23 protein-coding genes are annotated in these 25,726 nt (G+C 63.6%); 15 read left to right on the top strand and 8 right to left on the bottom strand.

All coding sequences use genetic code 11. From position 1 onward, the window contains the following. Positions 1-16: 16 nt before the first annotated feature. Entirely contained in the window at positions 17-2,338 is a 2,322-nt protein-coding gene (locus LB552_RS04715; protein WP_224602184.1) for an ABC transporter ATP-binding protein, read from the top strand. 368 nt (positions 2,339-2,706) lie between these two features. Here LB552_RS04715 and LB552_RS04710 read toward each other — a convergent pair whose 3' ends face one another. Beyond that, positions 2,707-3,297: a hypothetical protein gene (locus LB552_RS04710; RefSeq protein WP_224602182.1), complete on the bottom strand. Its 591-nt coding sequence runs from the start codon at positions 3,295-3,297 to the stop codon at positions 2,707-2,709. A gap of 210 nt (positions 3,298-3,507) precedes the next feature. On the opposite strand from LB552_RS04710, the gene LB552_RS04705 reads away from it, so the two are divergent. Together LB552_RS04705 and LB552_RS04700 are read left to right on the top strand one after the other, a co-directional pair. Next, a complete protein-coding gene (locus LB552_RS04705) occupies positions 3,508-5,046 on the top strand; it encodes a trimethylamine methyltransferase family protein (protein WP_224602181.1) in 1,539 nt (512 codons plus the stop codon). A gap of 80 nt (positions 5,047-5,126) precedes the next feature. Beyond that, entirely contained in the window at positions 5,127-7,553 is a 2,427-nt protein-coding gene (locus LB552_RS04700) for an FAD-dependent oxidoreductase (protein ID WP_224602178.1), read from the top strand. A gap of 85 nt (positions 7,554-7,638) precedes the next feature. Here LB552_RS04700 and LB552_RS04695 read toward each other — a convergent pair whose 3' ends face one another. Next, on the bottom strand, positions 7,639-8,031 hold the full coding sequence (locus LB552_RS04695; RefSeq protein WP_224602176.1) for a DoxX family protein: 393 nt from the start codon (positions 8,029-8,031) through the stop codon (positions 7,639-7,641). A 195-nt stretch (positions 8,032-8,226) separates the two neighbouring features. Between LB552_RS04695 and LB552_RS04690 the strand changes: the two genes are divergently transcribed. After that, positions 8,227-8,715, top strand: coding sequence for a hypothetical protein (locus LB552_RS04690; RefSeq protein ID WP_224531879.1), 489 nt, complete (start codon positions 8,227-8,229; stop codon positions 8,713-8,715). A 26-nt stretch (positions 8,716-8,741) separates the two neighbouring features. On the opposite strand, the gene LB552_RS04685 is transcribed toward LB552_RS04690, so the two are convergent. Continuing rightward, entirely contained in the window at positions 8,742-9,518 is a 777-nt protein-coding gene (locus LB552_RS04685) for a VOC family protein (RefSeq protein WP_224602174.1), read from the bottom strand. Between the two features lie 424 nt (positions 9,519-9,942). Between LB552_RS04685 and LB552_RS04680 the strand changes: the two genes are divergently transcribed. From LB552_RS04680 to LB552_RS04660, 5 genes are all read left to right on the top strand, one after another. Continuing rightward, positions 9,943-10,677: a gamma-glutamylcyclotransferase gene (locus LB552_RS04680; protein WP_224602173.1), complete on the top strand. Its 735-nt coding sequence runs from the start codon at positions 9,943-9,945 to the stop codon at positions 10,675-10,677. Positions 10,678-10,791: 114 nt separating this feature from the next. Beyond that, positions 10,792-12,156 carry an NAD(P)-dependent oxidoreductase gene (locus LB552_RS04675; RefSeq protein WP_140839603.1) on the top strand — a complete coding sequence of 455 codons (1,365 nt, stop codon included), beginning with the start codon at positions 10,792-10,794 and terminating at the stop codon, positions 12,154-12,156. 2 nt (positions 12,157-12,158) lie between these two features. Beyond that, positions 12,159-13,472 carry an NAD-dependent dihydropyrimidine dehydrogenase subunit PreA gene (gene preA, locus LB552_RS04670; RefSeq protein WP_224602171.1) on the top strand — a complete coding sequence of 438 codons (1,314 nt, stop codon included), beginning with the start codon at positions 12,159-12,161 and terminating at the stop codon, positions 13,470-13,472. A gap of 665 nt (positions 13,473-14,137) precedes the next feature. Then, positions 14,138-14,656, top strand: coding sequence for an RrF2 family transcriptional regulator (locus LB552_RS04665; RefSeq protein WP_224602169.1), 519 nt, complete (start codon positions 14,138-14,140; stop codon positions 14,654-14,656). Positions 14,657-14,692: 36 nt separating this feature from the next. After that, on the top strand, positions 14,693-15,151 hold the full coding sequence (locus LB552_RS04660) for a carboxymuconolactone decarboxylase family protein (protein WP_224602168.1): 459 nt from the start codon (positions 14,693-14,695) through the stop codon (positions 15,149-15,151). Positions 15,152-15,192: 41 nt separating this feature from the next. On the opposite strand, the gene LB552_RS04655 is transcribed toward LB552_RS04660, so the two are convergent. Both LB552_RS04655 and LB552_RS04650 read right to left on the bottom strand, forming a co-directional pair. Then, positions 15,193-15,915 carry an SDR family oxidoreductase gene (locus tag LB552_RS04655; RefSeq protein WP_224602166.1) on the bottom strand — a complete coding sequence of 241 codons (723 nt, stop codon included), beginning with the start codon at positions 15,913-15,915 and terminating at the stop codon, positions 15,193-15,195. Then, on the bottom strand, positions 15,912-16,757 hold the full coding sequence (locus LB552_RS04650) for an SDR family oxidoreductase (RefSeq protein WP_140839611.1): 846 nt from the start codon (positions 16,755-16,757) through the stop codon (positions 15,912-15,914). The genes LB552_RS04655 and LB552_RS04650 overlap by 4 nt, the downstream gene beginning before the upstream one ends. 103 nt (positions 16,758-16,860) lie before the next feature. Between LB552_RS04650 and LB552_RS04645 the strand changes: the two genes are divergently transcribed. Then, positions 16,861-17,733 (top strand): helix-turn-helix transcriptional regulator, encoded by an 873-nt coding sequence (locus LB552_RS04645; RefSeq protein ID WP_224600756.1) that lies wholly within the window; start codon positions 16,861-16,863, stop codon positions 17,731-17,733. Positions 17,734-18,039: 306 nt separating this feature from the next. On the opposite strand, the gene LB552_RS04640 is transcribed toward LB552_RS04645, so the two are convergent. Further along, positions 18,040-18,669 (bottom strand): TetR family transcriptional regulator C-terminal domain-containing protein, encoded by a 630-nt coding sequence (locus LB552_RS04640; protein ID WP_095769027.1) that lies wholly within the window; start codon positions 18,667-18,669, stop codon positions 18,040-18,042. Between the two features lie 239 nt (positions 18,670-18,908). Here LB552_RS04640 and LB552_RS04635 point away from each other — a divergent pair, with 239 nt between their 5' ends. Next, positions 18,909-20,237 (top strand): aspartate aminotransferase family protein, encoded by a 1,329-nt coding sequence (locus LB552_RS04635; protein WP_224602164.1) that lies wholly within the window; start codon positions 18,909-18,911, stop codon positions 20,235-20,237. A 90-nt stretch (positions 20,238-20,327) separates the two neighbouring features. Here the strand turns inward: LB552_RS04635 and LB552_RS04630 are convergent, their stop codons facing one another. Continuing rightward, positions 20,328-20,966: a TetR/AcrR family transcriptional regulator gene (locus LB552_RS04630; RefSeq protein WP_140530185.1), complete on the bottom strand. Its 639-nt coding sequence runs from the start codon at positions 20,964-20,966 to the stop codon at positions 20,328-20,330. A gap of 121 nt (positions 20,967-21,087) precedes the next feature. Here LB552_RS04630 and LB552_RS04625 point away from each other — a divergent pair, with 121 nt between their 5' ends. The 3 genes from LB552_RS04625 (at position 21,088) to LB552_RS04615 (ending at position 24,231) form a co-directional block, all read left to right on the top strand. Continuing rightward, a complete protein-coding gene (locus LB552_RS04625) occupies positions 21,088-22,338 on the top strand; it encodes a Zn-dependent hydrolase (RefSeq protein WP_224600757.1) in 1,251 nt (416 codons plus the stop codon). A 64-nt stretch (positions 22,339-22,402) separates the two neighbouring features. Continuing rightward, positions 22,403-23,854, top strand: a complete 1,452-nt coding sequence (gene hydA / locus LB552_RS04620) for a dihydropyrimidinase (RefSeq protein WP_224602162.1) — start codon at positions 22,403-22,405, stop codon at positions 23,852-23,854. 2 nt (positions 23,855-23,856) lie between these two features. After that, positions 23,857-24,231: a hypothetical protein gene (locus LB552_RS04615; protein WP_224602160.1), complete on the top strand. Its 375-nt coding sequence runs from the start codon at positions 23,857-23,859 to the stop codon at positions 24,229-24,231. Positions 24,232-24,317: 86 nt separating this feature from the next. Here LB552_RS04615 and LB552_RS04610 read toward each other — a convergent pair whose 3' ends face one another. After that, positions 24,318-24,722 carry a cupin domain-containing protein gene (locus LB552_RS04610; protein WP_140839621.1) on the bottom strand — a complete coding sequence of 135 codons (405 nt, stop codon included), beginning with the start codon at positions 24,720-24,722 and terminating at the stop codon, positions 24,318-24,320. Positions 24,723-24,841: 119 nt separating this feature from the next. Here LB552_RS04610 and LB552_RS04605 point away from each other — a divergent pair, with 119 nt between their 5' ends. Next, positions 24,842-25,633: an ABC transporter ATP-binding protein gene (locus LB552_RS04605; RefSeq protein WP_095768956.1), complete on the top strand. Its 792-nt coding sequence runs from the start codon at positions 24,842-24,844 to the stop codon at positions 25,631-25,633. Positions 25,634-25,726 lie beyond the last annotated feature (93 nt).

Below are 25,726 nucleotides of genomic sequence, written 5' to 3'. Positions count from 1 at the left end.
AGGATTGGAGCGACCCATGAACGAGGCAGTTCGAAATCCGGCTCAACCAATCATCGAGATCGAGAACCTCTCGATCTCCTTCTTCACCCGCAAGGGCGAGATCCCGGCTGTGATGGATTTTTCCTGCACGGTCATGCCCGGCGAGGCGATGGGCATCGTGGGCGAGTCCGGCTGCGGCAAGTCGACCGTGTCGCTCGGGATCATGCGCGACCTCTCCAACATCGGGAAGATCGTCGGCGGAAAGATCAAGTTCCAGGGCAAGGACATGGGCGAGCTCTCCGAGGATGAGCTGCGCTCGATCCGCGGCAACAAGATCGCCATGATCTACCAGGAGCCGATGGCGAGCCTCAATCCGGCGATGAAGATCGGCCAGCAGCTGATGGAAGTGCCGCTGATCCACGACAAGGTGTCGAAGGAAGAGGCCTACAACCGCGCCCTGGAGATGGTGCGGGCGGTGAAGCTGCCCGATCCGGAGCGCATGATGCGCTCCTATCCGCACCAGCTGTCGGGCGGGCAGCAGCAGCGCATCGTGATCGCCATGGCGCTGCTTTCCAAGCCGGCGCTCTTGTTGCTCGACGAGCCGACTACGGCGCTCGACGTCACCGTCGAGGCCGGCATCGTCGAGCTGGTCAAAGGTCTAGGCGAGAAGTTCGGCACCTCGATGATCTTCGTGTCGCACAATCTCGGCCTTATCCTCGAGACCTGCGACAAGATCACGGTGATGTATTCGGGCGAGGCGGTCGAGACCGGCAAGATCGAGGACGTGTTCGACCGGATGCGCCATCCCTACACGCAAGGGCTGTTCCGCTCGATCCCGCTGCCTGGCGCCGACAAGAACTCGCGGCCGCTGATCTCCATTCCTGGACAGTTGCCGCTGCCGCATGAGCGGCCGAAGGGCTGCAATTTCGGGCCGCGCTGCCACCATTTCGTCGAGGGCGTCTGCAACGCCGCGGAAATCCCGATGATCCCGGTCGAGGGCCATGAGGGCCATTTCTCGCGCTGCGTGCGGTTCAACGAGATCGACTGGGAGGCGCTGCCGCCCGGTGCCAAGAAGGTCAACGAAAAGGTCGAGCCCGGCGCGCCGGTGCTCAAGATCGACGATCTCAAGAAATACTACAAGGTCGGCGGCAGCGAGGTGTTCGGCTCGAGCGAAGGCCGCGTCGTCAAGGCCAACGAGACGATCTCGTTCACCGCGCGCGAATCCGAGACGGTCGCGATCGTCGGCGAATCCGGCTGCGGCAAGTCGACGCTCGCCAAGGTGTTGTTGGGCCTCGAGACCGCAAGCTCCGGCACCGTGACGCTGGGCAACAAGGAGATCCAGTCGACCGGCATCGAGCGCCGCAATGTCGAGACGGTGTCTTCGATCCAGATGGTGTTCCAGAATCCGTTCGACACGCTGAACCCCAGCCACACGGTCGGCTCGCAGATCATCCGCACGCTGGAGAAGTTCAAAGTCGGCAGGACAGTCGCCGAGCGGCGCCAGCGGATGCTGGAACTGCTCGACCTGGTGAAGCTGCCGCGCGCCTTCGAAACGCGCAAGCCGCGCCAGTTGTCGGGCGGGCAGAAGCAGCGTATCGGCGTCGCGCGCGCCTTTGCCGGCGACGCCAAGGTGGTGGTGGCCGACGAGCCGGTCTCGGCGCTCGACGTCTCGGTGCAGGCGGCGGTGACCGAGCTGTTGATGGACATCCAGCGCAAGAACAAGACCACGATGCTGTTCATCAGCCACGATCTGTCAGTGGTGCGCTATATCGCCGACCGCGTCGTCGTCATGTATCTCGGCTACATCGTCGAGCAGGGGACGACCGACCAGATCTTCTCGCCGCCTTACCACCCCTATACCGAGGCGCTGCTGTCGGCGATCCCGATCGCCGACACCAGCGTGGTCAAGAAGCACATCGTGCTGGAAGGCGACATCCCGTCGGCGATGAACCCGCCGACCGGCTGCCCGTTCCAGACGCGCTGCGGCTACAAGAAGCTGGTGCCCGACAATCTGTGCGAGACCAAGGTGCCGCCGGTGAAGAATCTCGGCAACGGCCATATGAGCCTGTGCTGGCTCTCGGACGATGTCCTGGCCAAGATGGAACCGGTCATCAAGTTCGACAAGGAACATGCCGCGCGTGAAGGCGTGCCGGATGATGCGCCGCACGGCGAGGGGCCAGGCTTTGCCGGTTCGCCGCCGCAGCGGCCCGACGGCAAAAACGCCAGCGCGGAGGCCGATGCGATCGGAAAGGGCGTCGAGGAGAACGACGAGGTGCTCAAAGCCCGTCGCCACGAAGTGCGCGACGAGGATTCGGAAACCGGTGTTTCAAGGCCGAAGGACACGACAAGGCGGCACTAGACCCCGTTCCTTAACATAGAAGTTTTGACCGGTTGGTTATGTGTGCGTTGGCAAAGCCCATGCCTTGGCGATTGGCCGAGACGCCTATCGCGATCGTCATCCACGGGCGGAGCAAGGAGCGTAGCGACGCGCGCAGACCCGAGGATCCATGCCGTGACATGGAAGCGCCGCGGCGGCCCAGAAATTCTGCACCGCTGCGCACTTCGATCTAGGTAACGGAATGGATTCTAGGGTCTGCGCGCGTCGCTACGCTCCTTGCTCCGCCCTAGAATGACGAGGTTCAGGAGCCTTCAGCTCATCGCCAGCGTTTGCGTTTGATAGCCTTGCCCGACAAGCCTTCAATCTTTCAAAATCACCGTGTTGAGGAACTAGCTGCCGCACTGCCGCATCTGCGCGGCGTAATCGCGCGCCATCTGGTCGGTGGCGCGCGCGTAGTTTTGAACGCCGCCATCGCCGCGGTTGCCGCGGCCATAGGCGGTCCAGCCGAGATAATAGGCCAGATAGAGATTGTAGGTGTCGTTGCGGGCGACGCCGAACGTGTCGGCCGTCTTTGAGTGGTACCAGCCGACGAAATCGATGGCGTCGGCAAAGCGCGTGCGGCGCGCCGCCCAGTTGCCGGTCTCGCTTTGATATTGCGACCATGTGCCGTCGAGCGCCTGCGAGTAGCCGGTGGCGCTCGAGACATGCGTCCACGGGATGAAGCCGAGCAGCTTGGTGCGCGGCGGGCGGGCATTGCTCTTGAAGCCGGATTCCTTGCGCACCGTCGCCATCAGCACGGGGACGGGAACGCCGTATTTCCGCTCGGTCCGTTCGGCGGCGGACTGCCAGTTGTCGAACCAGCCGTCATTCTGGTCGAAGACGGCGCAAACATTGTTGATGTGACTGGGCGCTGTCGCGCAGGCCGAAAGCGCCAGCAGCACGGAGACAGCGACAATTTTACTAAAACTCGACCTACGCATTGGAAGACGAATAGGCCGAAATCATAAAAGGAGTGTTGCGCGCTTTCTTAACCAGGGGTGGGAAGCGCGAAAAGCTAAGTATCGATATAACGACTACTCGTGTCGCTATTCTTTTCCTCGATTTTGAAAAATGCCGCCTTGGCTAAAATCACGCCGGCAAATGGCGAATTCCTGACAGCTCGCATGCGATGCCGGCGCTCTGATGCGCGCATGAGCGAACCAAGACGCAAGCGCGGCGCCGAGCGCACCAGCAACCGGGGACCAGCCGCCATCCCGCAACTGCCGGCGCGGCGGGTGGAGAATTCCTATCCGCCGATGGCGCTGCTGTCGGCCGAGCAGATCGAAGCCATCCACCAGGCATCGATGCACATATTGGAGAATTTCGGCATCGAGGTGATGAGCGCACGCGCCCTGTCGCTGTTCGAGCGCGCCGGCGCCAAGGTCGACCACGGCTCGATGAATGTGCGCATCGATCGCGGCATGGTCGAGGAGGCGCTGAAGTCGACGCGCTCGGCCTATACGCTGACGCCCCGAAACCCAGACCACGCCATCCATCTTGGCGGCAGCACCATCAACTTCACGCTCGTCGCCGGGCCGCCCAATGTGCACGACATGGAACGCGGCCGCCGCGCCGGCAACCTTGCCGACTACTCGGACCTCGTCCGGCTGGCGCAGCATTTCAACTGCATCCACATGCTGGGCAACCAGGTCTGCGCCCCGGTCGAGCTGCCGGCGAACACCAGGCATATGGATACCTATTTCGCCAATCTGACGCTGACCGACAAATGCTTCCACGTCTCGGCGATCGGGCGGGGCAGGGCGCTGGACGGCATCGAGATGATGGCGATCGCGCGCGGGCTGACGCTTGAGCAGATGGGAGAGGACCCCGGCGTCACGACCATCATTTCGGTCAACTCGCCGCGCCGCTTCGACGAGATGATGGCCGAAGGGCTGATGACCATGGCCGAATACGGCCAGTCGGTGGCGGTGACGCCGTTCACGCTGATGGGGGCGATGAGCCCGGTGACGCTGGCCGGCGCGCTAGCGCAGCAGAACGCCGAGGCGCTGTTCGGCATCGCGCTGACGCAGCTCGTGCGTCCGGGCGCGCCGGTGATGTATGGCGCCTTCACCTCCAATGTCGACATGAAGTCGGGCGCGCCCGCCTTCGGCACGCCGGAGAACACCAAGGCCAACATCGCTTCCGGGCAGTTGGCGCGGCGTTACAAATTGCCTTACCGCACGACGCCTGGCTCGGCCTCCAATGCCGCCGATGCGCAGGGCGCCTACGAGACGATGATGGCGCTGTGGGGCGCGGTGCTCGGCCACGGCAATCTCGTCTATCATGCCGCCGGCTGGCAGGAGGGCGGGCTGACGGCCTCGTTCGAAAAGCTCATCATCGATGTCGAGATGATCCAGCACATGATGGAGTTCCTGCGGCCGATCGTGGTCGACGAGGCGGAGCTTGCGGTCGAGGCGCTGGGCGCGGTGCCGACCGGCGGCCATTTCTTCGGCGAACCGCACACGCTGGAGCGCTACGCCACCGCCTTTTACCAGCCGATGCTTTCCAACTGGCAGAATTACGAGGCCTGGCAGGAGGCGGGTGCGCTCGACACGACGGCGCGCGCGACGCGGCTGTGGAAGAAGGCACTGGAGGAATATGTCCAGCCGGCCATGGATCCCGCGGTGCGCGAGGCGCTCGAAGACTATATGGCGCGCCGCAAGGAAGCGATCGGGCAGGGTGAGCCGTGAGGGAACAGCTTCCCATCCTGATTCATTTCAATCTCTCAACTCATCAATCTCTCAACTCACTGAACCAACGAGAAAAGTCCATGAAGTCGCATGCAAAGGTCGTGGTCATCGGCGGCGGTGTCGTCGGATGCTCGGTGCTGTTCCATCTTGCCCGCCATGGCTGGACCGACGTCGTGCTTCTGGAGCGCGACGAGATGACGTCCGGCTCGACCTGGCATGCGGCCGGCGGCATGCACACCATCAACGGCGACCCCAACGTTGCCAAGCTGCAGAAATACACGATCTCGCTCTACAAGGAGATCGAGGAACTGTCGGGGCAGGCCACCGGCGTGCACCTCACGGGCGGCGTGCTACTAGCGGCGACCGAAGCGCGGCTCGACTGGCTGCGCGGCGTGGTGTCCAAGGGCCGCTATCTCGGCATCGACCTCGAGGTGATCTCGGCCAAAGAGGCGGCGGAACTGATGCCGCTCATCGATCCCAGCCAGTTTGTCGGCGCCGTGCGCAACAAGGAGGACGGCCATCTCGACCCGTCCGGCGTGACGCATGCCTATGCCAAGGCGGCGCGGAAACTGGGGGCTGAGGTCGAGCGCTTCACCAAGGTCGAGGACATCGTGCGCCGTCCCGACGGGCTGTGGCGGATCATCACCAACAAGGGTGATATCATCGCCGAGCATGTCGTCAATGCCGGCGGGCTGTGGGCGCGGGAGGTCGGCCGCATGGTCGGCCTCGAGCTGCCGGTGCTGGCCATGGAGCACATGTACCTGATCACCGAGGACATGCCGGAGGTCGCCGACTGGAACAAGAAGACCGGCACCGAGATCATACACGCGGTCGATTTCGACGGTGAGCTCTATCTGCGCCAGGAGCGCGGCGGCATGCTGATGGGCACTTACGAGAAGGCCAACAAGGTCTGGTCCGAGTTCCAGACACCCTGGAATTTCGGCCATGAGCTCCTGGAGCCGGACATCGACCGCATCGCGCCGTCGCTCGAAGTCGGCTTCCGCCATTTCCCCGCTTTCCAGAAAACCGGCATCAAGCAGATCATCAACGGCCCCTTCACCTTTGCGCCGGACGGCAATCCACTGGTCGGCCCGGTGCGCGGCCTGCCGGGCTTCTGGGTCGCATGCGGCGTCATGGCCGGTTTCAGCCAGGGCGGCGGCGTGGGGCTCGCGCTTTCCAACTGGATGATCGAGGGCGATCCGGGCGCCGACATCTGGGCTATGGACGTGGCGCGCTACGGCGACTGGGCGACTATGGCCTACACCAACGCCAAGGTACGCGAGAATTATTCGCGCCGTTTCTCGATCCGCTTCCCGAATGAGGAACTGCCGGCCGGTCGGCCACTGAAGACGACGCCGGTCTATGACACGCTGTCGGCCAAGGGCGCGCAATGGGGCGTGTCCTATGGGCTCGAAGTGCCGCTCTGGTATGCGCCGGATGGCGTCAAGGAGGAGTTTTCCTGGCGGCGTTCGACTGACTTCGACCATGTCGCCAAGGAAGTAGCGTCGGTACGCAACGGCGTCGGCCTGTCGGAGATTTCGAACTTCGCCAAATACAAGGTGACGGGCGAGGGCGCGGCCGCCTGGCTCGACCGCATGCTTGCCTGCAGGCTGCCAAAGCGCGGCCGCATGACCCTGGCGCCGATGCTGAAGGACGACGGCAGACTGATCGGCGATTTCACTTTGGCCAATATCGACGACGCAGAGTGGTTCATCGCCGGCTCCGGCATCGCCGAGCAATACCACATGCGCTGGTTCGAGGCGCATCTGCCGAAGGACGGCTCGGTGCAAATCGAGGCGCTGGGACAGAAGCTCACCGGCCTTGCGATCGCCGGACCGAAGGCCAGGGAAGCGCTCGCCAAGGTCACCCGCGCCGATGTCTCCAACGCGGCGTTCCCTTTCATGGCGGTTGCGCGGATGGATATCGGCATGGCGCCGTGTCTGGTAGGTCGCGTCAGCTACACCGGCGATCTCGGCTACGAGATTTGGGTGGCGCCCGAATATCAGCGCGCCGCATACCAGGCGCTGCTGGCCGCGGGCGAAGCGTCAGGCATCGGCCTGTTCGGCTCGCGCGCGCTCAATGCGCTGAGACTCGAGAAGAACTATGGCTCATGGGCGCGCGAGTACCGGCCGATCTATGGGCCGCTTGAGGCCGGGCTCGACCGCTTCGTCGCCTATGGCAAGGACGCTGATTTCATCGGCAAGGAAGCAGCACTTACCGAGCGCAAAGACGGCGGCAAGCTCAGGCTGCGCAGCTTCATCGTCGACGCCACCGATGCCGATGTGATCGGTGACGAGGCGATCTGGCATGACGGCGTTGTGCGCGGCTGGGTCACCTCGGGCGGCTATGCGCATCATTCGAAGAAGTCGGTCGCTATGGGCTATGTGCCCAAGGAGATCGCCGACAGACCGGACGGTTTCGAGATCGAGATCCTCGGCAAGCGCCATGCGGCGCGCATCCAGGCGGCGCCGCTGTTCGACGCCAATTTAGAGCGGATGCGCGGCTAGAGCAATTCCAGGAAAAGTGCGAAGCGGTTTCCGATCCGGAATTGCGTCAAAACAAAAAATCTCTAGGCGCGCACCCTTCGATGCTTCAGGCGCTGCGGCGGTTATCCAGCGCGAAGGCGCCGGCCCCGGCGAAGATCAGATAGAGGAAGATGAAACAGAAGGAGATCGCCGCATCGCCGCCGTTGTTGACGGGGAAGAAGTCGCGCGGCATGTGCGTCATGAAATAGGCGATCGCCATTTCGCCGGCCAGGAGGAAAGCGACCGGGCGGGTGAAGAGGCCGAGCGCCAGCAGGATGCCGCCGGCGAATTCGAGAATGCCGGCAGCCGTCGTCAGCCCGGTGAGGACGTGCGGCTCGGCGCTGACCGGGAAGTTGAACAGCTTCTGCGAGCCGTGTTCGACGAACTGCAAAGCGGTCATGATACGCAACACACCCAGCGCCTGCGGGCTGTACTGAGCTAGGTTTTCGAAAAGCTTCATCTAGAACTCCGTTCTATCCCGCTCGGCCTTAGATTATCGCCCGGCGACGGACCACTCACATCCCATGGCCTGCCATCAACAATCGGTGAGTGGAAATGACTTCAATCCCCATATTTCTTCTCTCTATGGTTGCATGTGTATCCTCATGGTTGTATAAATAGGGGTGACTCATCAAACCAGGCAGGTCCCTTAACCATGAGAAAAGTCGCCCTCAGCCTATTCGCAATCCTTGCAGGCACCAGCTTCGCCGCAGCCGCGGATACCGGCTGCGACGCCTTCAAATGGCCGGTTGAACGTGAGCAGGCCCTGTTTCCGGCCGCGCCGGCCGCCCAGTCCGGCGCCACCCTGACGGTCGGCCAAGCGGTGGATTTCTCGCTCGCGGCTGTCGACACGGTCAGCTTTGAAGTGCCGCCTGACCGTGCACCGAAAGCCGGCACCTTCGGCGCGACGGCAAATGTGACCGTGCCGCCTGAAGGCGAGCTGCAGTTCAGCCTGTCCGACGAGGCCTGGATCGATGTCGTGCAGGATGGCAAGATCGTGAAATCGGCGGCTTTCAGCGGCGTGAAGACCTGCCCGGGCATTCGCAAAAGCGTGCGTTTCAAGCTCCAGGGCGGAGCGGCCGTCGTCCAGCTCAGCGGCGCCAAGAAGGCCGATCTGAAGCTGGCGGTGCTGACGCCGGAATGATCCAGCGCCAGCCCGCCGAGGTGCTATTACCGAACCGGTGCCAGCAGCGCGAAATGCGCGCCTTGCGGGTCCTGGCACTGGATGATCCACTGGCCGCTCGGCACGTCCATCGGACCCATGATGACTTTCCCGCCATTGTCGGCGACGCGCTTGGCGGCGGCGTCGATGGCGTCGACGTTGAAATAGAACTGCCAGACGGGAACCGGGATCTGCGGCGGCTTGTTCATGATGCCGCCGCCGGATTCGGCGCCGGCGCCAAAAGTCTGGTAGATGCCCATCTCGCCCATGTCGAACTGGCCGGCGCTCTCCCAGCCGAACTGGCTGGAATAGAAATCGAAGGCGGCTTTCCAGTCCGATGTGTAGAGCTCATGCCAACCGACATGGCCGGGCGTGGTCGCCGGCACCGGCGGCTGCTCGGCCTGATTAGGCTGCAGGAACATGAAGGAAGCCCCTTGCGGGTCCGCGACGACGGCGAAGCGGCCGACGCCCGGAATGTCGTCCGGTGCGCGGTGGACGGCGCCGCCGGCGTCCTTGAGCGCTTGCGTCGAGGCGTCGGCATCCTTGGTGTAGATGTAGCCCATCCAGGCTGGCGGCATGCCCATCTTGGCGGGCTCTTCCGGCATCGTCATCAGCCCGCCGACGCCGCGCATGGCGGAGTTCACGACGATGTAGCGGGGCATGCCGGGCGCCTTGTCGAAGGGCTCGGCCCGCCAGCCGACAACGGCGGTGTAGAAAGCCTCGGCGGCGTCGAGGTCGGTGGTCATCAACTCGTACCAGGAGAAAGGTTGCGGGGATTTCGGCATGGTCGGTCTCCTCACCGGTTCAGGCAGCGATCGTTGTTCGATCCATCCTAAGGTATGTTGATATTCAGGTGATGCCGGCCTGCAAACGCCGGTTTCCTGCGCTTCCGGTGCTCACGTACTTAAGTACGCTCCGCTCCGGTTCTCGAAAACCGCCGTTTTCGGCGCGGCCTGACCTGAATCTCAACACACCTTAGGACGATCCTGACGACAGGAATCCGACATCTGGGCCAGAATTCGAGGACGGCAAGCGGCTTAAATCGCGTCGCGCTGAAACGGATTCAGGCGGCGCGCTTTAAGTCCTTGTCTTGATGCATGTCGTTGTCACCCAGAACCGCTGCACACTTCTCGCTGACATGCATTAGGCCCACGATCTTGCGTATCCGTCGCTTTTCGACTTTGCTGGCCTCAAAGAGGGGCTGTCTTCATGCGTCGAATGTCACTCACGCCTGAGCTCGTGGCCTTGTGCCATCGCGACGAGGTCGACCCTGGTCCCGACGGCAGCTGGACACAGCTAAGCGATGATGATTTCCGGACGCTTGCCATGCGCCTGTCCGGCGAAGCCGACGACGGTCCGCTGTGGGTGTTCGCCTATGGCTCGCTGATCTGGAAGCCGGCCTTCGAATCGGTCGAGCAAAGGCGCGCGGCCGCGCATGGCTGGCACCGCTCGTTCTGCCTCGACATAAAGCGCTGGCGCGGCAGCCGCGAGCAGCCTGGATTAATGATGGCGCTGGAACGGGGCGGGCGCTGCGACGGGGTCATCTATCGTTTGCCGGAGGGCGAGAAACCAGCCCAGATCGAGCGATTGCTGCGGCGTGAAATCGACGACCACGAAAGCGTCGGCTCGGTCCGCTGGGTTCCGGTAAGAACGGCGCAAGGGTCTTTGCGGGCGCTCGGCTTCTGGGTCGGCGTGACCGGCAAGGGCACTTCGCTCGGGCAGCCGCTGGAAAGCGTGGCGAAGATACTGGCACGCGCCTGCGGCCATGTCGGCTCCGGCGCCGAATATCTCTACAACACGGTCAGCCACCTCGAGACCTTTGGCATCCATGACCGCAATCTGTGGCGGCTGCAGGAACTGGTGGCGGACGAGATCCGGTCCATCCATGGCCACAGCGTCACAAGCCATGACACAGCAAAGGTTGCCGAGCCGGCTATAACATGACTACATTAATCATGTTTTTGCGCAAACAATACAGTGGCTTGGCCGAAAATTGACCAATTGATAAAAAAATAAAACGTGCTAGCCTTCCCCAAAACGACAACAAGGGGAACTGGAATGGCGACTGGTCATTTCATCGAAGGCATTGCCGGCGGCCGGCTGTCTTCCGAGCAATATGCCGACAATTTTTCCGACCTGCATCCGCCGCTCGATCATCACGAGGCGCTGGTCGAGTCCGATCGCTGCTATTTTTGCTACGACGCGCCGTGCATGAACGCGTGCCCGACGTCGATCGACATCCCGCTATTCATTCGGCAGATCGCGACGGGCAATCCGCTGGGTTCGGCCAAGACGATCTTCGACCAGAATATTCTCGGCGGCATGTGCGCCCGCGTCTGCCCGACCGAGACGCTGTGCGAAGAGGCCTGCGTGCGCGAGGTCGCCGAAGGCAAGCCGGTGCAGATCGGCCGGCTGCAGCGCTATGCCACCGATGTCGCCATGGGCGAGGGCAAGCAGTTCTACAAGCGCGCCGAACCGACCGGGAAGAGCATCGCCGTGGTCGGCGCCGGCCCGGCGGGGCTGGCGGCGGCGCATCGGCTTGCCCGCCACGGCCATGATGTGACGATCCTCGAGGCGCGGCCGAAGGCCGGCGGGCTCAACGAATACGGCATCGCCGCCTATAAGAGCGTCGACGATTTCGCCCAGGCGGAAGTGGACTATGTCACCGCGATCGGCGGCATCGACATCCAGAACGGCAAGGCGCTCGGCCGCGACTTCCAGCTTGCCGACCTGATCCGCAACTACGACGCGGTTTTCCTCGGCATGGGGCTTGGCGGCGTCAACGCGCTGCGCGCCGATGGCGAGGACGCCGACGGCGTCGCCAATGCCGTCGAGTTCATCTCGGAACTGCGCCAGGCGAGCGATCTTTCCGGCCTGCCGGTCGGCCGGCGCGTCGTCGTCATCGGCGGCGGCATGACGGCAATCGACGCCGCGGTGCAGTCGAAGCTGCTCGGCGCCGAAGAAGTGACGATCTGCTACCGGCGCGGCCAGGAGCACATGAATGCTTCAGAGTTCGAGCAGGATCTGGCCGCCGCCAACGGCGTCACCATCCGCCACTGGCTGCAGCCGAAGCGCGTCATTGCCGAGAACGGCAAGGTGTCGGCCATCGAGCTCGAATACACGGCGATGAGCGGCGACAAGCTTGTCGGCACCGGCGAGACGCTGCGGCTCAATGCCGACCAGGTGTTCAAGGCGATCGGCCAGAGCTTCGTGCCGGCGCATCTCAACGGCAGCGCGGAACAGATCGAGCTCGAAGGCGGCCGCATCAAGGTCGATGCCGAAGGCCGCACCTCGCTGGCCAAGGTCTGGGCCGGCGGCGACTGCATTTTCGGCGGCGACGATTTGACTGTCTCGGCGGTGGCGCAGGGGCGCGACGCGGCCGAGAGCATCCACCGGGCACTGGCCTCTAACGGGAGGGCATGAGCATGGCAGACATCCGTAACAATTTCATCGGCATCAAATCGCCCAACCCGTTCTGGCTGGCCTCGGCGCCGCCGACCGATAAGGCCTACAATGTCGAGCGCGCCTTCAAGGCCGGCTGGGGCGGCGTGGTGTGGAAGACGCTGGGCGAGGAGGGCCCGCCGGTCGTCAACGTCAACGGCCCGCGTTATGGCGCGATCTGGGGTGCCGACCGCCGCCTGCTTGGCCTCAACAATATCGAACTGATCACCGACCGCGACCTGCAGACCAATCTGCGCGAGATGAAGCAGGTGAAGATGAACTGGCCGGACCGGGCGCTGATCGCCTCGATCATGGTGCCTTGCGTGGAGGAGAGCTGGAAGGCGATCCTGCCGCTGGTCGAGGAGACCGGCGCCGACGGAATCGAGCTCAATTTCGGCTGCCCGCACGGCATGAGCGAGCGCGGCATGGGCTCGGCGGTCGGCCAGGTGCCGGAATATATCGAGATGGTCGTGCGCTGGTGCAAACAGTACACGCGCATGCCGGTCATTACCAAGCTGACGCCCAACATCACCGACATCCGCAAGCCGGCCCGGGCGGCGCATGCCGGCGGCACCGATGCTGTGTCGCTGATCAACACCATCAACTCGATCACCGGCGTCGATCTCGACAATTTCGCGCCGCAGCCGACCATCGATGGCAAGGGCTCGCATGGCGGCTATTGCGGCCCGGCGGTGAAGCCGATCGCCATGAACATGGTGGCCGAGATCGCGCGCGATCCGGAAACGCATGGCCTGCCGATCTCAGGCATCGGCGGCATCACCACCTGGCGCGACGCCGCCGAATTCATGGCGCTCGGCGCCGGCAACGTGCAGGTCTGCACGGCGGCGATGACCTATGGCTTCAAGATCGTGCAGGAAATGATCGCGGGGCTGGAGAACTGGATGGACGAGAAGGGTCACGCCTCGCTCTCCGACATCATCGGCCGTGCCACGCCCAATGTCACCGACTGGCAGTATCTCAACCTCAACTATGTCGCCAAGGCGCATATCGACCAGGATGCCTGCATCAAATGCGGCCGCTGCCACATCGCCTGCGAGGACACCTCGCATCAGGCGATCACCAGCATGGTCGACGGTGTCAGGCATTTCGAGGTGATCGAAGCCGAGTGCGTCGGCTGCAACCTTTGCGTCAATGTCTGTCCGGTGGAGGGCTGCATCACCATGCAGCCGCTGGCCGCCGGCGTGCTGGACCAGCGCACCGGCTTGCCGGTGTCGCCGGTCTACGCCAACTGGACGACGCACCCCAACAATCCGATGGCCAAGGTGGCTGCGGAGTAGGATTGGTTCCTCGCCCCACGTAGTGGGCACAGATCTTCTGTGACTGGCGCGACTGATCAGGCCGAGCCTTGATTGCGACGTGGTTCCCCCAATCCGTCGCTGCTTCGCAGCGCCACCTTTCCCCCCTCCGGAGGGAAAGGAAGGGAGCGTTGCTGGACGAGCGTTGACGGCAAAAAGCTTGGCGCCTTCCTCTACCCCGTCGATCGGGGGAGAGGTGGCTCGGCGAAGCCGAGACGGAGTGGGGGTCGACCAGCGCTACATAAGACAATGCATGCGCCAAACTGCCATGCACGCTATCGCCAAAGGCCAGGCCGCTTGGAAACGTGTGCATGCCGTAGACGAAGTGGGGAGAGGTGGCCCGGTGAAGCTGGGACGGAGAGGGGTCTTCGGGACGGATGGGAACTAGTCCAGGCTCCTGACCGCCTGTTTATCTTGCTAACACCTCATTCTTCACCGACTCTGAGCTCACAGAAGGCGTCCCCCTCTCCGTCCCGGCTTCGCCGGGCCACCTCTCCCCCGCTTTGCGGGGTGCGAGGAACCCAAGTCCCGCGAAGCGCCAATTCTCCCTCACTCTGTCATTGCGAATCGGCGGGCAACCTTCATTTTTCTATTGCAGATAAAAATTATCCATGATAAAAGATATCCATGATTAGGAGATCGGCACGATGAAGCTCGGCGATGGGGTTGAGGCGGCCATCCATTGCGCGGCGACGCTGGCCAGCGTCGATGGCAACAGCACGATGCCGGGCGCGGCGTTGGCTGAGGCGTTTGGTCTGTCGCCGAGTTACCTGCTCAAGCATCTGAACCAGCTCACGGCGGCGCGCATCCTGGAATCGGTGCCGGGGCCGGCGGGCGGCTACAGGCTGGCGCGGGCGGCCGAGCGCATCACGCTGCTCGACATTGTGCTTGCAGTGGAGGGCAGGGAGCCCGCCTTCCGCTGCGGCGAGATCCGCCAGCGCGGCCCGGTCAAGCTCGACGCCTCGGCCTATGTGAAGCCTTGCGGCATCAACGCCGCGATGCTCAAGGCCGAGCGCGCGTATCGAGCGGCGCTCGCCGAAGTGAAGCTGTCCGACATCGTGGCGGAGTACGCGGCCGAAGGCGATCCGCGATCCTATGCCGCGAGTTGCGCCTTCGTCGAGCGCCACCAGCGGCCCCAGAAATCCGCTTCACCGAAGCAGATTTGAACCTCTAACCCACCAAAAACCCGGAAGGAAAAGACGATGAAACAGAGACTGCAGTTCTTTGCCAAGGCGCCGGAAATCATGAAGGCGGTGTCGGCGCTCAACAAGGCCGTCGACGAATGCGGGTTGGAAGTGAGCCTGCTGCATCTGATCAAGCTCAGGGCGTCGCAGATCAATGGCTGCTCATACTGCGTGGAGATGCACAGCCGTGAGGCGAGGCGCGACGGCGAGAGCGAAACCCGGCTCTATCTCGTCGCGGCCTGGAAGGAATCGCCGCTGTTTTCCGAGCGCGAGCGCGCCGCCCTTGCATGGACCGAAGCCGTGACGCTGATCGCCGACAATGGCGTATCGGACGAGCTCTACGCCCGCACGCTCGAGCATTTCTCGGAAGAGGAACTGGTCAAGCTCTCGGTCGCGCTCGGCATGATTAACACGTGGAACCGGCTGTGCATTCCCTTCCACGCCATTCATCCGATGCCGGCCGCCAAGGCTGCCTGATCGAACGGCTTGGCGCGCGGATAAGAGATCCGCGCGCCTGTTCACGCAGCAAAGCGCAGGCCTCCGTCGCAGGTCAGCACCTGGCCGGTCATGAAGCTGTTCGAGACCAGGAAGGCGATCGCTTCGGCGACGTCCTCGGCGCGACCGATGCGGCCGACCGGCGTCTTGCCGGCATATTCGGCAAACACCGCCTGCCGCTGGTCGTCCGGCAAGAAGTCCCACCAGGGCGTGTCAATGACGCCGGGCGCCACGACATTGACGCGCAGCGGCTTCAGCTCGACGGCCAGGATCGGTGCGACGGTCAACAGCATGCCGTTGATGGCGCCGATGCCGGCGACGCCGGGCGCGGCGATCTGCGCCGACACAGCCGAGATGAAAGTCACCGATCCAGCTTTGTTCAAGGTCGGCAGGGCCGCCTGCAGGCAGGAGAGTTGCGGCCGGATCTTTTCATCGACGCCGCTGCCGATGTCGGCGAGGTCGAGTGTCGCGAACGGTCCCAGTCCCTTGCCGCCGCTGGCGGCGAGAACAAGGTGATCGAACGGCCCGAGGCGCTCGAAGAAATTTCGGACCTCGTCCGGCTTGGTGGCGTCGAATGCGGCCTTGGCGACGGTGCCGTCGAGGCTTTTCCAGGCGCTTTTCAGCTTCTCCTCGTTGCGGCCGGTGATGGTCACTTTCATGCCGGGGCCGACCAGCCGTTTGGCCGTGGCGAGGCCGATGCCGGATGAGCCGCCGACGATGACGCAGTGTTCGGTGGTCTCGCTCATGAGTGCTTTTCCCTGGATGTTGCGGAAGATTGCCCGATCAGTTCGAGGCTAAGCGCGCGCAGCCGGCGGCGGGCTTTCTCGTCATAGGCCTGGGCGTCGGCGCGCGACTCCCGCTGGCCGTCGAAGTAACGGCCGCTGCGGCCTTCGAGCGCCGGCGATGTTGCCAGGTTGAGAATGGCGTCGGCGCCGGTCTCGACCGAGCTCCATGGCGTGACCCCGGCCTGCCGCACCATCGTTGTGTCCATGTAGCTTGCCGGGTGCAAAGCATTGACCGTGATGCCGGTGCCGTCGAGCTGCTCCGCCAGATCGATTGTGAACAGGATCTGCGCCAGCTTGCTCTGGCAGTATGCGCGCACGCCGCTATAGCCATGCGTCAGCATCACGTCGTCGAAGTCGATCGCCTGCTGGCCGGCCGAGGCGACGTTGACGATGCGCGCCGGCGCGCTTGCCTTGATGAGCGGCAAGAGCTCCGACGTCAGCAGGAAGCCAGCAAGATAGTTGACGGCGAAGCGCAACTCATAGCCGTCGGCGCTGACCTGCCGGCTGGCGGCCTGGCCGCCGGTGCCGACGCCGGCATTGTTGATCAGGACGTCGAGCCGATCGGTCCTGGCGCGCACCGCTTCGGCGAGGCGACGCACCTCGGCAAGCGACGAAAGATCGGCGATGAGAAATTCGGCCTTGCCACCTTTTGCCTTTATGGCGGCAACGGTCGCCTTGCCGCGGCTTTCGTCGCGGCCATGCACCAGCACGCGGGCACCGCCGGCGCCGAGCCGCTCGGCGACCACGCGGCCGACGCCGTCGGTCGAGCCGGTGACGAGAATTGTTTTGTCGTTGAGTTCCATGTCCGGAGCCTCCTTGCGCTGCTCTGAACGCAAAGATGGGACATCGCGCGGGACGCTAACAGTTCAAACTTTATCCTGGTATCGGTACTGCTATAATAGGCATATGGACGTCATCACTCATTCCCCCGAAGATCACCGCCGGCGCGAGCTCGGCGCCTTCCTGCGGTCCCGCCGCGAAAGGCTTTCGCCGGATACCGCCGGCATCGCCTGCGGCGCGCGGCGGCGCACGCCGGGCCTGCGGCGCGAGGAAGTGGCGATGATCGCCGGCGTCGGCACCACCTGGTACACCTGGCTGGAACAGGGCAGGGACGTGCGGCCTTCGGTCGAGGTGCTCTCAGCGCTCTGCGAAGCGTTGCGGCTCGACGCCGCCGAGCAGCGGCATCTGTTCACGCTCGCCGGCCGCCAGCAGCCGGAGCGGCGCCGCATCGTGCAGGGCAAGGTCGAGGGGCCGCTGCTGCACATGCTGCAGAGCCTGGTCCTGCAGCCCGCCTATGTCGTCGGCCCGCGCTGGGACGTGCTGGCATGGAACGATGCGGCCGTCGCCATTTTCGGCGATTACGGCCTGCTGGAGGGCGACGCCCGCAACATCATCCACGGCGTCTTCACCGATCCGCACCGGCGGCATCTGCTGGTGGATTGGGAACAGCTGGCGCGCGCGACCCTTGCCGCTTTCCGCGCCGAAAGCGCGAAATACACCGGCGATCCGGATTTCGAGCGGCTGATCGAGTTGATGATGCGCTCAAGCCCCGAGTTCCGCGAATGGTGGCCGCAGCGCGATGTGGTGCATCGGCTCTCCGGCCTGAAGCATCTGCGGCATCCGATCGCCGGCGCGATGACGTTCGAGCATATGAGCCTGTCGATCGACGACGGCTCGGACATGCGGCTGATCGTCTACACACCGCTGGCGGAGCAGAACTCGGTGGTGAAATTGCGCAAGCTGCTTGATAGCCAGGCCATTCAGAAGCGTAGCGCCTAAGGTTGGTTGGCAGCAGCTGTCAGCTTCGTCATCCACGGGCGGAGCGGGAGCGAAGCGGACGCGGAGACCCGAGGATCCATTCCGTTACCTTTGCCGTGTGTGCCAGCGGTGCAGAATTCTGGATCGTCTCGTCGCTTCGAGGTCACGGAATGGATCCTCGGGTCTGCGCTGCGTCGCTTCGCTCCTTGCTCCGCCCGTGGATGACGGAGTGATGGGCGCCGCGGCCAATCTCCAAGGTCAGCAAAACAACACGGCGGACAAGTTGGCCCCACATACGGGTCCACCTGCTAAGCCATTTTGTCGACGCTAGCCCTTCGGCTTCAGCCCATCCAGGAACAGCTGCTCCAGAAACCGCGCTGCGTCCTCGAAGCGGCCGTCGCCGCCGCGGTCGGCGCCGAGCACGGCGCGGACCTGGACGTCGAAATCGGCATAGTGCTGCGTCGTCGCCCAGATCGAGAAGATCAGGTGCCAGGGATCGGTGCGGGCGATCTTGCCGGCGCGCATCCAGCCCTTGATGACGGCGGCCTTCTCGTCGACCAGCGTCTTCAGCTCGCCCTCCAGCATCGGCTTGATGCGAGGCGCGCCTTGCAGGATCTCGTTGGCGAACAGCCGGCTTTCGCGCGGAAAATCGCGCGCCATCTCCAGCTTCCTGCGGATATAGCTTCTGAGCTCCGTCAGCGGATCGCCGATGTCGTCAAGCTCGCGCAATGGCGCCAGCCAGGTGTCGAGCAGGCGCTGCATCAACGTCTCGTGAATGTCTTCCTTGCGGCGGAAGTAATAGAGAAGGTTGGGCTTCGACATGCCGGCGGCTTCGGCGATCTGGTCGATGGTCGAGCCGCGAAACCCGTTGGCGGAGAAGACTTCGAGCGCGGCTTCCAGGATCAGCTCGCGCTTTTCCTGCTGGATGCGGGTGCGGCGGGGAGCGGAGCCTTCCATCGCCGCCGTCATCCTGGCCGGCCGTCTTTGCGCCGGCTCTCTGGACCAATTGTCTGGACCAGTTTTTCCTTGGGCTGTGGAGCGCGCTTTTTATGCCGCATTTCCGCTAGTAATCCCCTGACCGCCGACAGGCGGTGCTAACGTTTGTCCAACCGGTCAAAAATTTGCGTAGCACGAAAACGCAGCAAAGACCAAGCGTTGGCCGCACCGAAACACGCTTACAAGGGGAAGTCCTGGTCATGTCCAACCGGCTGAAAGTCACGCCGAACGATCTCAGCGCATTCTGGATGCCGTTCACGGCAAACCGCCAGTTCAAGCAGGCGCCGCGCATGTTCGTGTCCGCCAAGGACATGCACTACACCACCAGTGACGGCCGCAAGGTGCTCGACGGCACCGCGGGCCTGTGGTGCGTCAACGCCGGCCACTGCCGGCCGAAGATCACCGAGGCGATCCAGAACCAGGCTGCCGAGCTCGACTACGCGCCGGCTTTCCAGATGGGCCACCCGATCGTGTTCGAGCTGGCGAACCGCCTGGTCGATATCGCGCCCAAGGGCATGGACCATGTCTTCTTCACCAATTCCGGATCGGAATCGGTGGACACCGCGCTCAAGATGGCGATCGCCTATCACCGCGTTCGCGGCGAGGGGTCGCGCACCCGTCTGATCGGCCGCGAGCGCGGCTATCACGGCGTCAATTTCGGCGGCATCTCGGTCGGCGGCATCGTCTCCAACCGCAAGATGTTCGGCACACTGCTCGGCGGCGTCGACCACCTGCCGCACACGCATCTGCCGGAGAAGAACGCCTTCTCGAAGGGCGTGCCGGAGCATGGCGCCGAGCTCGCCAATGAGCTGGAGCGTCTCGTCACCTTGCATGACGCCTCGACCATCGCTGCCGTCATCGTCGAGCCGGTCGCCGGCTCCACCGGCGTCATCCTGCCGCCGAAGGGCTACCTGCAGAAGCTTCGGGAAATCTGCACGAAGCACGGCATATTGTTGATTTTCGATGAAGTGATCACCGGCTTCGGCCGCCTCGGCGCGCCGTTCGCTGCGGACTATTTCGGGGTCACGCCGGACATCATGACCACCGCCAAGGGCGTCTCCAACGGCGTCATCCCGATGGGCGCGGTGTTCGTCAAGAAGGAGATCCACGACGCCTTCATGACCGGCCCCGAGCACATGATCGAGTTCTTCCACGGCTACACCTATTCGGGCAATCCGATCGCCTGCGCCGCGGCGCTCGGCACGCTCGACACCTACAAGGAAGAAGGCCTTTTGACCCGCGGCGAGGAGCTGGCGCCTTACTGGGAGGACGCGCTGCATTCGCTCAAGGGCGAGCCGCATGTCGTCGATATCCGCAACATCGGCCTGATCGGCGCGATCGAGCTGGCGCCGATCGCCGGCAGCCCGACCAAGCGGGCGTTCTCGGCCTTCGTCAAGGCGTTCGAACGCGGCGCGCTGATCCGCACCACCGGCGACATCATCGCGCTGTCGCCGCCGCTGATCATCACCAAGGGCCAGATCAACGAGCTGATCGACCATGTGCGTGAGGTGCTGAGGTCGATCGACTGACAAGCCGGAGCGGGCACCTTCCCATCGAGGGGAGGGTGTCCGCGGCACAGCAGGTGAGGTCGGCGCGGGAGCGCCGATCTTGAGTGAGAGTCAGGCGGGCAGCGCGCCGATGCCGGTCAGGATCACTCGCTTGATGTTTTCCTTAGCTTCCCGCCATTGCCGGTCGGAGAGCGACTTGCCGCCGTTGAGGGTCTCGATCTGGTGGCCGAAATCGGCGTAATGCTGGGTCGTGGCCCAGAGCATGTAGAGGAGATGACGCGGGTCGACCGGGTCCATCTTGCCCTCCTCGATCCAGCGCCTGATGATCTCGACGCGACCGTCGGTCCATTCGCGCAGCGTCGATTCCATATAGTCCTGAAGCACGGGCGCGCCGTGCATGACTTCCGAGGCCCAGACCTTCGAGCCGTCCGGGTGGCGACGCGATATTTCCATCTTGGCGTCGATGTAGGCGCTGATGCCGTCAACCGGGCCGCGCGCCGCGTCGAAGCAATTGGCCGCCTGCAGCCAGATCTCGAAAATGTTCTGGACGACGGACCGGTAGAGCTCTTCCTTGGTGGCGAAATAGTAGTGGAGATTTGCCTTTGGCAGTCCCGCCAGATCGGCGATCAGCTGCATCGTGGCGCCGCCGAACCCGGCTTCCGCAAACACCTTTTCGGCGGCGAGCAGAATTGCTTTTTCATTCTCCCGCCTTATGTCCTGTCGCCGCATGGGACGGGTGGATTCGCTCATGTCTCCCCCAAGATTCTCGTTGACCGCTTGGTCAGCTTGTGTAGTCTGAAAGCTGACCATACGGTCAGGATGCAAACCACTCAAGGGGCGACAAGACCCCTGGTGAAAATGGGAATCGCAAATGGCCGCACCTGGTGAAAATCTGCGAGTGAATTCAGACCGCTTGTGGGATTCCATCATGGAGATGGCGAAGATCGGCCCCGGCATTGCCGGCGGCAACAATCGCCAGACACTGACCGATTCCGACAAGCAAGGCCGCGAGCTGTTCAAGTCCTGGTGCGATGAGGCCGGGCTCACCATGGGCGTGGATCAGATGGGCACCATGTTCATGACGCGGGCCGGCACCGATCCGGACGCGCTGCCGGTCTATGTCGGCTCCCATCTCGACACCCAGCCGACCGGCGGCAAATATGACGGCGTGCTCGGCGTACTTTCCGGCCTGGAGGTGGTGCGCTCGCTCAACGATCTCGGCATCAAGACCAGGCATCCGATCGTCGTCACCAACTGGACGAACGAGGAGGGCGCTCGTTTCGCGCCGGCGATGCTCGCCTCGGGCGTGTTCGCCGGCGTGCACACCCAGGAATATGCCTATGCCCGCAAGGATCTCGACGGCCTGACCTTCGGCGACGAGCTGAAGCGGATCGGCTGGGTGGGCGACGAGACGGTCGGCGCGCGCAAGATGCACGCCTATTTCGAATACCATATCGAGCAGGGCCCGATCCTCGAAGCCGAGAACAAGCAAATCGGCGTGGTGACCCACTGCCAGGGCCTGTGGTGGCTGGAGTTCACGCTGACCGGCAGGGAAGCGCATACCGGCTCGACGCCGATGAACATGCGCGTCAATGCAGGCCTTGCCATGGCGCGCATCCTGGAGATGGTGCAGACGGTCGCCATGGAGAACCAGCCCGGCGCCGTCGGCGGGGTGGGCCAAGTGAAGTTCTCGCCCAATTCCCGCAACGTCCTGCCAGGCACGGTGGTCTTCACCGTCGACATCCGCTCGCCGGACCAGGCCAAGCTCGACGGCATGCGCGCCCGCATCGAAAAGGAAGCGCCGAAGATCTGCGAGGCGCTTGGCGTGAAATGCTCGGTCGAGGCGGTCGGCCATTTCGACCCGGTGACCTTCGATCCGACGCTGGTCGGCCGCGTGCGCACAGCCGCCGAAAAGCTCGGTTACAGCCATATGAATATCATCTCCGGCGCCGGCCACGACGCCTGCTGGGCGGCCAAGGTGGCACCGGCGACCATGGTCATGTGCCCCTGCGTCGGCGGCCTCAGCCACAACGAGGCCGAGGACATCTCCAAGGAATGGGCGGCGGCGGGCGCCGATGTGCTGTTCCATGCGGTGGTCGAGACAGCTGGAATCGTTGAATGACCGCCTAGACCAGTCACCTCGCAACGCCGCTCGCAAAGAAGCGCGAAAGAACAGGGGAACAGATATGACCAAAGTCATCCGGAACGGCACAATCGTTACCGCCGACCGTACCTGGAAGGCCGACGTGCTGATGCAGCATGGCAAGATCGTCGCCATCGGCTCCAACCTGCACGGCGACCATGAGTTCGACGCCACGGGCTGCTATGTCATGCCGGGCGGCATCGATCCGCACACCCATCTCGAAATGCCGTTCATGGGCACTTATTCGGCGGACGATTTCGAATCCGGCACGCGCGCCGCGCTCTCCGGCGGCACGACGATGGTGGTCGATTTCTGCCTGCCGGCGCCGCAGCAATCGCTGCTGGAAGCGCTGCAGATGTGGGACAACAAGACCTCGAAAGCATCCTGCGACTATTCCTTCCATATGGCGATCACCTGGTGGGGCAAGCAGGTGTTCGACGAGATGGCTCAAGTCGTCGACCGGGGCATCACCTCGTTCAAGCATTTCATGGCCTATAAGGGCGCGCTGATGGTGGATGACGACGAGATGTACTCGTCGTTCCAGCGCTGCGCCGATCTCGGCGCGCTGCCGCTGGTCCATGCCGAGAATGGCGACGTGGTCGCAGCGCTCTCGCAGAAGCTTTTGGCCGCCGGCAACAATGGTCCGGAGGGACATGCCTATTCGCGGCCGCCGGAAGTGGAGGGCGAGGCGACAAACCGCGCCATCATGATCGCCGATATGGCGGGCGTGCCGCTCTATGTCGTGCATGTCTCCTGCGAGCAGAGCCACGAGGCGATCCGCCGTGCCCGCCAGAAGGGCATGCGGGTGTTCGGCGAGCCGTTGATCCAGCATCTGACGCTCGACGAGACCGAATATTTCAACAAGGACTGGGACCATGCGGCGCGCCGGGTGATGAGCCCGCCTTTCCGCAGCAAGTGGCACCAGGATTCGCTGTGGGCCGGCTTGCAGGCCGGCTCGCTGCAGGTCGTGGCGACCGATCACTGCTCTTTCACCACCAGCCAAAAGCGCAACGGCATCGGCGACTTCACCAAGATCCCGAACGGCACCGGCGGGCTCGAGGACCGCTTGCCGGTTCTATGGACGAGAGGCGTCAACACCGGGCGGTTGACGATGAACGAGTTCGTCGCGGTGACTTCGACCAACATCGCCAAGATCCTCAACATGTATCCGAAGAAGGGCGCGATCGTCGAAGGCGCCGACGCCGACATCGTCGTGTGGGATCCGAAGCGCAAGAAGACGATCTCGGCCGAGAACCAGCAGTCGGTGATCGACTACAACGTCTTCGAAGGCGTCGAGGTGACCGGTCTGCCGCGCTTCGTCTTCTCGCGCGGCGAGCTGTCGATCGAGGAAGCGGAGGTGAAGGCCAAGACCGGCCATGGCGAGTTCGTCGCCCGCGAGCCGAACGCCGCGGTCAACCGGGCGCTGTCGACCTGGAAAGAGATTTCCGCGCCGCGCAAGGTCGAGCGAACCGGCATTCCGGCCACCGGGGTCTGACCATGCGGGCTCTTCATCTTGCGATCACGGCGGCCGTGATACTTGCCGCCGGCCAGGCTCTTGCCGCCGGCATCGACCTCAGCAAGCCCTATGGCGACAAATATGGCTGCATCAACCGGAACGGCCAGCAGGTCGCTGCCGACAAGATGCTGCTTTTGACCGACAAGGAACTGATCACGGCGGCCAGCGCCTGCACCTTCAGCGACCGCCAAACGCAGGCCGATGGATCGCTGGTGGTGACGGCAAAATGCGAGGCTGAAGGCGAAGAGGGACAGCCGACCAGGTTCACCATCAAGCGCAGCGTGAAGAATGCGAAGAAGCTGGTGGTGGCTGACGAAGACGGCAATGTGATGGGCGAAGTCGCGCGATGCAAATGACGGTCATCCCGTCGGTTCCTGCGAGACGTATTCGTCCCGGCCGCATTTATGCGACGCCAAGCGATGCCGCTTGGCTGCAAAATGCCCTAGGCGACGAGGCCATCCAGTTCCGGCAGCAGCACGACGCTTTCCTGCTCGTTGGGATCGGTGCGGGCGATGACCGCGGAGGAGGGCGCCCCGCTCAGATTGGCGGGCAGATGCGGCACGCCCGCCGGAATGTAGAAGAGGTCGCCGGCCTTGACGACGGTGTGGTGTTCGAGCCGGTCGCCGTACCAGGTGTGGACTTCACCGGAGAGCACGTAGATGGCCGTCTCGTGGCTTTCATGCATGTGCGCCTTGGCGCGCGCGCCGGGCGGCATGGTGAGAAGATGCATGCAGATGCCGGAGGAGCCGACGGTTTCGGCGGCGATGCCGGCGAAATAGCTCAGCCCCTGCTTGCCTTGATAGGTGCTTTCGGGGCGAACGAGACGACAGGTGGGTTTAGGCGACATCGGCAAGGCTCCGGGCGGCGTCGATCGGGTGGGACAGGACGAGTGGAAAGCAACGCTATCATAAAATCAACCGGATTGCGGACAGCGCGGCAGCGGCTGCGAAAGGCAGGCTGCAGCCAATGACCGAACAGCCGCCAGCCGTCGTCTCGGCAAGCAAGCTCGGCCTCACTTTTCAGACCAATGACGGTCCGGTGCAGGCGCTCTCCAACGTCGATCTCACCATCGGCAAGGGCGAATTCGTCTCCTTCATCGGCCCGTCCGGCTGCGGCAAGACCACCTTGCTGCGCGTCATCGCCGATCTGGAGAAGGCGACCGCCGGGGCGATCTCCGTCAACGGCATGACGCCGGAGCAGGCGCGCGAGAAACGCGCCTATGGCTATGTCTTCCAGGCGGCGGCCTTGTTCCCGTGGCGCACGATCGAGCGCAACGTGGCGTTGCCGCTGGAGATCATCGGCCTCAGCCAAGTCGAGCAGGCGGAGCGCATCAAGCGCACGATGGAGTTGGTCAACCTTTCCGGCTTCGAGAAGAAATACCCCTGGCAGCTTTCCGGCGGCATGCAGCAGCGCGCCTCGATCGCGCGTGCTCTCGCCTTCGATGCGGACCTGCTCTTGATGGACGAGCCGTTCGGCGCGCTTGACGAGATCGTGCGCGACCATCTGAACGAGCAGCTGCTCGATCTCTGGGCGCGGACCAACAAGACGATCTGCTTCGTCACCCATTCGATACCCGAGGCGGTCTATCTGTCGACGCGCATTGTCGTGATGTCGCCGCGGCCAGGCCGCGTCACCGACATCATCGAATCGACGCTGCCGAGAGAGCGGCCGCTCGACATCCGCGAGACGCCTGAATTCCTGGCGATCGCCGCACGGGTGCGGGATGGCTTGAGGGCAGGGCATAGCTATGATGATTGAGGGGCGGGAGGATGAGCTCTCTCCTCTCCCCTCCGGGGAGAGGGTCGCCGCGCAGCGGCCGGGTGAAGGGACGGCCACTCGCGCCTTCGTCAT

The organism is Mesorhizobium sp. CA7 (assembly GCF_020165015.1).
Lineage (GTDB): Bacteria > Pseudomonadota > Alphaproteobacteria > Rhizobiales > Rhizobiaceae > Mesorhizobium.
The sequence above is the reverse complement of the archived record's forward strand: the minus strand, read 5'-3'. Positions and strand labels throughout refer to the sequence as shown.

Bases quoted from the DNA above. Each gene is read 5' to 3' on its own strand.
- LB552_RS04715 (WP_224602184.1), top strand. From the start codon at position 17: ATGAACGAGGCAGTTCGAAATCCGGCTCAACCAATCATCGAGATCGAG.
- LB552_RS04710 (WP_224602182.1), bottom strand. From the start codon at position 3,297: ATGCGTAGGTCGAGTTTTAGTAAAATTGTCGCTGTCTCCGTGCTGCTG.
- LB552_RS04705 (WP_224602181.1), top strand. From the start codon at position 3,508: ATGAGCGAACCAAGACGCAAGCGCGGCGCCGAGCGCACCAGCAACCGG.
- LB552_RS04700 (WP_224602178.1), top strand. From the start codon at position 5,127: ATGAAGTCGCATGCAAAGGTCGTGGTCATCGGCGGCGGTGTCGTCGGA.
- LB552_RS04695 (WP_224602176.1), bottom strand. From the start codon at position 8,031: ATGAAGCTTTTCGAAAACCTAGCTCAGTACAGCCCGCAGGCGCTGGGT.
- LB552_RS04690 (WP_224531879.1), top strand. From the start codon at position 8,227: ATGAGAAAAGTCGCCCTCAGCCTATTCGCAATCCTTGCAGGCACCAGC.
- LB552_RS04685 (WP_224602174.1), bottom strand. From the start codon at position 9,518: ATGCCGAAATCCCCGCAACCTTTCTCCTGGTACGAGTTGATGACCACC.
- LB552_RS04680 (WP_224602173.1), top strand. From the start codon at position 9,943: ATGCGTCGAATGTCACTCACGCCTGAGCTCGTGGCCTTGTGCCATCGC.
- LB552_RS04675 (WP_140839603.1), top strand. From the start codon at position 10,792: ATGGCGACTGGTCATTTCATCGAAGGCATTGCCGGCGGCCGGCTGTCT.
- preA (WP_224602171.1), top strand. From the start codon at position 12,159: ATGGCAGACATCCGTAACAATTTCATCGGCATCAAATCGCCCAACCCG.
- LB552_RS04665 (WP_224602169.1), top strand. From the start codon at position 14,138: ATGAAGCTCGGCGATGGGGTTGAGGCGGCCATCCATTGCGCGGCGACG.
- LB552_RS04660 (WP_224602168.1), top strand. From the start codon at position 14,693: ATGAAACAGAGACTGCAGTTCTTTGCCAAGGCGCCGGAAATCATGAAG.
- LB552_RS04655 (WP_224602166.1), bottom strand. From the start codon at position 15,915: ATGAGCGAGACCACCGAACACTGCGTCATCGTCGGCGGCTCATCCGGC.
- LB552_RS04650 (WP_140839611.1), bottom strand. From the start codon at position 16,757: ATGGAACTCAACGACAAAACAATTCTCGTCACCGGCTCGACCGACGGC.
- LB552_RS04645 (WP_224600756.1), top strand. From the start codon at position 16,861: ATGGACGTCATCACTCATTCCCCCGAAGATCACCGCCGGCGCGAGCTC.
- LB552_RS04640 (WP_095769027.1), bottom strand. From the start codon at position 18,669: ATGGAAGGCTCCGCTCCCCGCCGCACCCGCATCCAGCAGGAAAAGCGC.
- LB552_RS04635 (WP_224602164.1), top strand. From the start codon at position 18,909: ATGTCCAACCGGCTGAAAGTCACGCCGAACGATCTCAGCGCATTCTGG.
- LB552_RS04630 (WP_140530185.1), bottom strand. From the start codon at position 20,966: ATGAGCGAATCCACCCGTCCCATGCGGCGACAGGACATAAGGCGGGAG.
- LB552_RS04625 (WP_224600757.1), top strand. From the start codon at position 21,088: ATGGCCGCACCTGGTGAAAATCTGCGAGTGAATTCAGACCGCTTGTGG.
- hydA (WP_224602162.1), top strand. From the start codon at position 22,403: ATGACCAAAGTCATCCGGAACGGCACAATCGTTACCGCCGACCGTACC.
- LB552_RS04615 (WP_224602160.1), top strand. From the start codon at position 23,857: ATGCGGGCTCTTCATCTTGCGATCACGGCGGCCGTGATACTTGCCGCC.
- LB552_RS04610 (WP_140839621.1), bottom strand. From the start codon at position 24,722: ATGTCGCCTAAACCCACCTGTCGTCTCGTTCGCCCCGAAAGCACCTAT.
- LB552_RS04605 (WP_095768956.1), top strand. From the start codon at position 24,842: ATGACCGAACAGCCGCCAGCCGTCGTCTCGGCAAGCAAGCTCGGCCTC.